Genomic DNA, 7,062 nt, shown 5'->3' with positions numbered 1-7,062 from the left:
GAACCAGCGCTGCACGTCGCCGTTCAGCGGATTATAGTCGCGGCTCTGATAATGGGGCTGGTGCGGCTGGCGGCTGAATTGTCCAGCGGCGCAGTGGAAGGTGGCATGGCGGCGGCGGCGGTAACGGCCGCCATCGGCCATGAAGAGATCGGGGCCAAGATCGTTCCAGCTGCGGGCAAAGGGCGCCCAGTCGGCGGCGCTGATATCCAGCTGGCGCAGCAGGTCGGCGCCGGCCAGGCGGGCATAGCCATCCTGTTCCAGCGCCTGGTCGATGGTGGGCAGGCAGTCCGTATCGCTCATTTCCATCCTCATAGACAGGGGAGGAAACGAGCGACAGGGCCAGTTGCCACAAGCAGGATACAGGAAAAGCCGTTCGTCCTGAGTAGCCCCTTCGACTGCCTGCCAAGGCAGGCGCTCAGGACGGGCATTGAGCGAAGTCGAAATGGCATATCGAAGGATGCTTCGATACGGGACTTCGACAGGCTCAGTCCCTACTCAGCACGAACGGTTACTGGTTTTCTAAGCCGTCAGTAGATCGTCGGCACCATGCCGCCTTCGACCTTGACCGCCGCGCCGTTGGTGGCGGCCGCCAGCGGGCTGGCGAGATAGGCGGTCATCGCGCCGACTTCATCGGCCTCGATCAGCCGCTTGATCAGCGAGAGCGGGCGCAGCTTGGTGAAGAATTCGGCCTCGCGCTCGGCTTCGGATGCGTCCTTATTCTCGACCACGGAGCGGATGAACTCGACAATGCCTTCCGAGCGGGTCGGGCCGGGCAGCACCGAATTGACGGTGACGCCGGTACCGCGCGTATGTTCGGCGAGGCCGCGCGAGATGGCGAGCTGGGCCGACTTGGTCATGCCATAATGGATCATCTCGGCGGGCGGCAGCAGGCCGCTTTCGCTGGCGATGAAGAGGATGCGGCCCCAGTTCTTTTCGAGCATCTTCGGAAAATAATGGCGGGCGAGGCGGGCGCCGCTCACCACATTGACCTCGAACAGATGATGCCAGTCCGCGTCCGTGATGTCGGTGAAGTCCTTGGCCTCATAGATGCCGAGATTATTGACGAGGATGTCGATGTCCGGAACGGCGGCGATCAGCGCGTCGGCGCCCGCAGCGGTGGCGGGGTCGGCCAGCACCGGGCGGATGGTGCCGGCCTGCGAAAGCTCGGCGGCAGCAGCGTCCAGCTTGGCCTGGTTGCGGCCGGTGATGACGACCTCGACCCCTTCCTCAGCCAAGCGCTTGGCGATGGCGAAGCCGATGCCGGCAGTCGATCCGGTGACGAGGGCGGTCTTGCCCGAAAGCTGAAGATCCATGATGAATTCCTCTGAAAGTGACAGCGAAGTTGACAGCAAGATAGAGCATTTTGCATTGATGATTAGATTGCACTTTCGCATTTCAGAAGTGATTTGAAATCATGGATAACCGGTTCGGCGATATCGAAACCTTCCTGATGGTGGCGGGTGAAGGCAGTCTGGCGGCGGCGGCCAAGGCTTTGCGTCTGACGCCATCGGCGGTCAGCCGGTCGATCGCCCGGCTGGAACAAAGGCTGGGTGTCACCCTGTTGCGGCGGACGACGCGGGCGCTGGCGCTGACGCCGGAAGGTGTCACCTATCGCGACCGTATGGCGGTGCTGCTGGGCGACATGATGGCGCTGGAGGCGGGGCTGGGCGAGGATCGCACGACGCCGCGCGGGCTGCTACGGATCAACGCCTCGCCCTCCTTCGGCATCGAATGCCTGATCCCGATCCTGCCCGGCTTCCGAGAACTTTATCCGGCGGTGACGGTGGACCTGACCCTGTCCGACGCGATCGTCGATCTGGTCGAGGAGCGGGCCGATATCGCCATCCGCATCGGCCCGCTGCGCGACACAAGCCTGCGGGCGAAGAAGCTGGGCCATAGCGCGATGGTGCTGGTGGCAAGCCCGGCCTATCTTGCCCGGCGCGGCACGCCGCAGACGCCGGACGATCTGGACGATCATGACTGCCTGCGTTTCAGCTTCCGCCGCTCGATCGACGGCTGGCCGTTCCGCATCGGCGGAAAGCTGGTGCAGCGACCCGTACAGGGCAGCTTCTACGGCAATTCCGGGGAGGTGGTGCGCCAGATGGCGGTCGCCGGCGGCGGCATCGCCCGGCACGGCCATTTCCATGTCGCGAGCGACATCAGGGCGGGGCGCCTCGTCGAAGTGCTGGCCGACTATAATCCCGGCGACGGCGAGGATATCCACGCCCTCTACGCGGCAGAAGATCGCACCGCTGCGCGGGTGCGCGCTTTTCTCGACTATCTGGACGGAGCGATGAAGATGCCTGGCTGAGCGCTTCTCGGCTACAGGTTTGGGTTTTATGATCAGCGGCCTGAGGGGTGCGGAAACGATATGCGTTCAACCGGCAAAATTCTATCCGTAGCATGCGCGCTGCTCGCATTGGGGCTACCCAGCCAGGCTAACAGCTTTGAATGTTTTACCGGTCCCTTCATCATCGCCTTCGATTCCGACATTGCCTATGTGGACGAAGAGGCGCGGAATATTCTTGACCGGGTCAGTCGCCTTGCTGCGAACTGCGGCTATGGTCGGACCGTGATTGAAGGGCATGCCGACACGCGCGAAAATCCCGAGCTTGGGCGAAGGCGCGCGAAGGTGGTGCGGGCCTATTTGTCAGCGCATGGCATTCCGGAAGATGATATTGATATCAAAGCCCGTGGAGCGTCACGTCAGCGCTTAGCCACGGGCGCAAATGTCGCCGAACGTCAGAACCGACGGGTTGAAATCAGCTTTCATCCCATTTTTGCGCCGTTGCCGGCCAAGGCACGCGCGAAGCCGCAGCCTTGATCTTGATGCGAAAGGAAAAAGGGGCGCCCGCCGATGCCGGCGCCCCTTCGTCCGGTCAGAAGGCCACGACCATCGATCCGCTGATCGCGCGGGGCGAGCCGAGATAGGCGGTGGTGGCGGTGCTGGTCAGGCCGGTGCCCGAATAGCCGATATAGACCTTGTCGAACAGGTTGGTGACGTTGAGCTGGAAGAAGGTCTTCTTGAGGCCCCATTGCTCCAGCGAGAAGCGGGCGTCGAGGTCGACCAGCGTATAGCCGGGCAGCTTCACCGTGTTGATGTCGTTGACATAGCGCTCGCCGGTCCGCTTGATCTGGAGGCCAAGGTCGACCGGGCCGAGCGTGCCCTGGATGCGGCTGCCCAGCGTATAGACCGGCGCGCCGGCCTCGCGCTTGCCGGCGGTTGCGGCATAGGTGCTGGCGCCGGTCTGGACATCGTCCTTGATCTCCGACTTGAGGTAGGAGCCGAAGACGTAGAGCATCAGATCCTTGACCGGCCGCACCGCGACGCTGCCATCCACGCCATATTTGTCGACGCGGCCGAGGTTGCGGGTCACGCTGCAATCGCAATCGGCGTCATAGGCGGTCGCCAGGCGGTTGTTGTAGCGGGTGTACCAGCCCGACAGCTGCGCCTGGACGATGCCCGACTGATAGCGCAGGCCAAGGTCGAATGCGTCGGAGGTTTCCGGCTTGGGATTGCCCGAGCTGGAGCCTTCGTCGAAATAGAGCGCGCCATAGAGGGCGTCGGTGCCGGGCACGGACAGGTTCTTGGCATAGCTGGTGAAGATGCTGGCCTTGCTGGTGAACTTGTAGGTGACGCCAAGGTTGGGCAGCAGCTTGTTATAGTCGAACTTGCGCGACTGCGGCGCGGCATAGGCGCTGTTGGCGGCAAGCTGGGCATCGATGCCGGCCTGGGTCGCCGGGCAGTTGACGTTGCCCGATGCGTCGGTGGTGACGCAATATTGATTGAGGTCGCGGCTGAAGAAGGGCATGCGCGCGCCCAGCAGCAGGATGACCTGATCGTCGAGATAGGAACCGCGATATTCGCCCGAAATCTGGTTCAGCGTGGCATAGGATAGTCGGTTGCGCTTCTGCACGACATTGCCGTCGGCATCGACGATCGGGTTGTTGATCGGGAAGACATCGACCGGGCTGCCGTCCAGTTCCAGATAGCCGGCTTCGCCGGTCTGGCGATGACGGGCACGGTCATAAGTGTAGGACAGGCGCAGGCGATTGTCGGGGTCGATGTCGTAGGACAGGTTGGCGATCACGCCATAGCGTTTGGTCACGGTCTGGCTGGGTGACAGGACACGGACGAAATCCTGCGTGTCGCCATCGCCATTCAGGTCCACGCCGCCGACATAATAATATTGGGTCGAGCTGCTGGTGGCGGTGTTGCGGCTGTCCTTGAGATAATAGCCGCCCGTATTGCCGTCGGCGCTGGCGCCTTCATAGGCATAGGACGTGCCGCCGCCATTGGCCTTGGTATATTGGAAACTGGGATCGACCGTCAGCGTGAGGCCGCTGGCCAGGGTGAAGCGCGAATTGAGCCGGACATTGCCGGTGTTGGACGGGTTGTAGCGCCGCTCGAACGCCGAGCCGCAGCTATTGGCATAATCCGTGACGCCGGTCTGCGGCGTGTCCACGGTGCAGGTCGCGGTGTCGTAGAAGCGGCCGTCGGTCGTGCCGGGGAAGGTCGCGGTGGTATAGGTCGAACCGTTGAAGGTGTTGCGGTTCTGATTGTAATGGCCGGCCAGCGCGATGAAGTCGCCATTGCTGCCGATCGGCTGGTAGATCTTGCCATTATATTGCTGCTTATCGACGCCGCCATAATTGGTGTAGGTCGACTTGTTGGCCGCGCGCGAGGCGGAGAACCAGGCCTTGGTGCCGAAGGGCGTGAAGACGCCGGTCTGGAACATGCCGAAGATGCGGTGATAGGCGCGATCATCGTCATTGCCGCGGGCAACGATATTGCCATAGCTGGCGCTGATCATCGCGCCCATCTCGTCTGATGGCATCAGCGAACGGATATTGATCGTGCCGCCGGCGGCGGAGGCGGTCGGGCTGTCGACATCGGTCGAGCCCAGGCTGACGGTCGCCGCTTCGATGATTTCCGGATCGAGCTGCTGGTTGGTGTAGAGCGCGTAATTGCCCGAGTCATTGAGCGGTATGCCGTCGATCGTCTGCGACACGCGGTCGGAACTGAAACCCCGCACGGTGAAGCTGCCGCCCAGCGATCCCCAGGGGTCCTGGTTGGAGAAGCTGACGCCGGGCACCAGGTTCAGCGTTTCGTTGATCGCCTGGCCGGGGCGCTGGCGGGCGATGATCTCCTGGTCCAGCGTGACCTTGGCCTTGGGCGCTTCGGGAATCTTGACGCCGCCCACGCTCTGGTCGCCCTGCGCGCCGGTGACGATGATGCTGTCCTCGAAATCCTGCGAGCCGGTCGATTGCGCAAGCGCGATCGCCGGCGCAGCCGCCACGACCAGCGCGGCGCTGCACATCAATAGCTGTTTCATTGACCCGAAATCCCTTTTTACCATGTGCGACAAGGGTGCCGATTATCTGTTCTGGCACCGAGCTGTCCGTGACAGTCCCGCCCTGCAACTGGGATTTCGCTATGACAATTTTGTTAAAAGTGACACGACATATAAGTGAATTATATTTCAATATGCTGCATGATCTTCATGCTTGAAGTTTAATATTGAAATGTAAAAGTAATGGCGAGTTTTGTTTCGTATTTTCGTGCCGTTATTACTTCGTGTCAGCCGATCCAGTAGGGCACGATCTGGCGATTGTCGGGGTCGACATGGATCGGGCGGTCGGCGGGTGGGAAGGCGCGCTGGTCGCAGCTCTGGCGCGAGCAGAGGCGGCAGGTGATGCCGATCGGCGTCGCGGCGCCTTCCTCCTGCAGATGCAGGCCGTCGGCATAGACGAAATTGGCCGCATGGGCGACCTCGCAGCCCAGCACTACGGCGAAACGGCGCGGAGTGCGCTTGTAGCTGCCGGACGGCTTCACCAGCCCCTTGGCCATCGAGACATAGCGCACGCCGTCGGGGGTCTCGCCAAGCTGCACATTGATGCGGTCGGGCACGGCCACGGCCTCATGCACGTTCCACAGCGGGCAGGCGCCGCCGAAGCGGGCGAACTGCAGCCGGGTGGCGCTGTGGCGCTTGGTGATGTTGCCGGCCATGTCGACCCGGCAGAAGAAGAAGGGGATGCCGCGCAGGCCCGGCCGTTGCAGCGTGGACAGGCGATGGCAGGCCTGTTCGAAACTGACGCCGAAGGTGCGGGCCAGCCGGTCGATATCATGGCGCATCGTCCGCGCCGCCTCGCGGAAGGGGGCATAGGGCATCAGCAGCGCGCCGGCGGCATAATTGCCAAGTCCGATCGCGAGCAGCCGGTCGGCGCCGGTCACGGGCAGGCCGGCCTTGCGCACCACATCGGCAATCACCGCCTGTCCCTCCAGCATCATCAACTGGTGCGCCAGCATGAACTTGCGGCTTTCGGTCGGCAGGGCGGCGTTGATGAACAATTGCCGGTCGGCGGCGCGATAGGCGCGCAGGGCGCTGTCGGGCGTCTCCGCGATCAGCGTCTCGATGCCGTGGCGGCGAGCCAGCGCCTCGACCAGCATCCCTTCGTCCAGCACCTGGCCCTGGGCAAAGCTCTCGGCCATCTCCTCGGCCAGGCAGTCGAGGCTATGGACATAATTGCCCGCCTCATGAAACCAGTCGCGCGCCGCTTCCCAGGGCAGGCGGGCCTGCACCTCATGATCGTTGGCGATCGCCTCCTCGATCATGTTGATCCGCTCATTGGCGCGCATATGGGCGTTGTAGAGATCGACATAGCGGGCCGCGAACTCGGGAAATTGCAGGTGCAGCTTCTCGATCCGTTCCGGCTCCAGCGCCGGGCCGGGGAGTTCGGGATGGGACAGGGCAAAGGCGAAGGCGCCCAGCAATTGCTCATCCTCGCGGCTGTCGAAACTGGCCCAGTCGGTGGGAAAGGCATTGGCGAGCGCGGCCTTGACCTTGGCGGTCAGCGGGCGATCGTCATTTTCCATTTGGCTGAGATAGGATACGGATATGCCCAGTGCCTGCGCCATGGTCGCCTGGTCCATCCGATGGTCCAGGCGCAGCTGGCGCAGGCGTGGACCTGCGAATATACGATTGCCGCGTGCCATAATCCTTACCCTAATTTGCGAAGTCGCGATTTGCAAATTGGCAAATTTACATTTGCGAACTTTGC

6 protein-coding genes are annotated in these 7,062 nt (G+C 62.6%); 2 read left to right on the top strand and 4 right to left on the bottom strand.

Features of this window, described 5'->3' with window-relative positions; translation table 11 throughout:
* Together CG471_RS08435 and CG471_RS08430 are read right to left on the bottom strand one after the other, a co-directional pair.
* Nucleotides 1-300, bottom strand: a 300-nt coding sequence (locus tag CG471_RS08435; RefSeq protein ID WP_180275647.1) for a 2OG-Fe dioxygenase family protein, incomplete at its 3' end; no start/stop codon positions are given.
* A 227-nt stretch (nucleotides 301-527) separates the two neighbouring features.
* A complete protein-coding gene (locus CG471_RS08430) occupies nucleotides 528-1,313 on the bottom strand; it encodes an SDR family NAD(P)-dependent oxidoreductase (RefSeq protein WP_037506687.1) in 786 nt (261 codons plus the stop codon).
* 101 nt (nucleotides 1,314-1,414) lie between these two features.
* On the opposite strand from CG471_RS08430, the gene CG471_RS08425 reads away from it, so the two are divergent.
* Together CG471_RS08425 and CG471_RS08420 are read left to right on the top strand one after the other, a co-directional pair.
* Nucleotides 1,415-2,311 (top strand): LysR family transcriptional regulator, encoded by an 897-nt coding sequence (locus CG471_RS08425; protein WP_099231550.1) that lies wholly within the window; start codon nucleotides 1,415-1,417, stop codon nucleotides 2,309-2,311.
* 60 nt (nucleotides 2,312-2,371) lie between these two features.
* Complete coding sequence (locus tag CG471_RS08420) at nucleotides 2,372-2,824, top strand: OmpA family protein (protein ID WP_099231549.1); 453 nt, start codon at nucleotides 2,372-2,374, stop codon at nucleotides 2,822-2,824.
* Between the two features lie 55 nt (nucleotides 2,825-2,879).
* On the opposite strand, the gene CG471_RS08415 is transcribed toward CG471_RS08420, so the two are convergent.
* Nucleotides 2,880-5,336, bottom strand: coding sequence for a TonB-dependent receptor (locus CG471_RS08415; protein WP_257211470.1), 2,457 nt, complete (start codon nucleotides 5,334-5,336; stop codon nucleotides 2,880-2,882).
* 245 nt (nucleotides 5,337-5,581) lie between these two features.
* The gene (locus tag CG471_RS08410; RefSeq protein ID WP_010338815.1) at nucleotides 5,582-6,997 is read right to left on the bottom strand and encodes a short-chain fatty acyl-CoA regulator family protein; all 1,416 of its coding nucleotides are present in this window, start codon (nucleotides 6,995-6,997) and stop codon (nucleotides 5,582-5,584) included.
* Between the last annotated feature and the right edge of the window lie 65 nt (nucleotides 6,998-7,062).

Source organism: Sphingobium sp. IP1 (assembly GCF_002708645.1).
GTDB classification, from domain to species: domain Bacteria; phylum Pseudomonadota; class Alphaproteobacteria; order Sphingomonadales; family Sphingomonadaceae; genus Sphingobium; species Sphingobium yanoikuyae.
The sequence above is the reverse complement of the archived record's forward strand: the minus strand, read 5'-3'. Positions and strand labels throughout refer to the sequence as shown.

What these genes read in the sequence shown, in the direction of transcription:
- CG471_RS08420 (WP_099231549.1), top strand. Translation starts at nt 2,372, where the DNA reads ATGCGTTCAACCGGCAAAATTCTATCCGTAGCATGCGCGCTGCTCGCA.
- CG471_RS08415 (WP_257211470.1), bottom strand. Translation starts at nt 5,336, where the DNA reads ATGAAACAGCTATTGATGTGCAGCGCCGCGCTGGTCGTGGCGGCTGCG.
- CG471_RS08430 (WP_037506687.1), bottom strand. Translation starts at nt 1,313, where the DNA reads ATGGATCTTCAGCTTTCGGGCAAGACCGCCCTCGTCACCGGATCGACT.
- CG471_RS08425 (WP_099231550.1), top strand. Translation starts at nt 1,415, where the DNA reads ATGGATAACCGGTTCGGCGATATCGAAACCTTCCTGATGGTGGCGGGT.
- CG471_RS08410 (WP_010338815.1), bottom strand. Translation starts at nt 6,997, where the DNA reads ATGGCACGCGGCAATCGTATATTCGCAGGTCCACGCCTGCGCCAGCTG.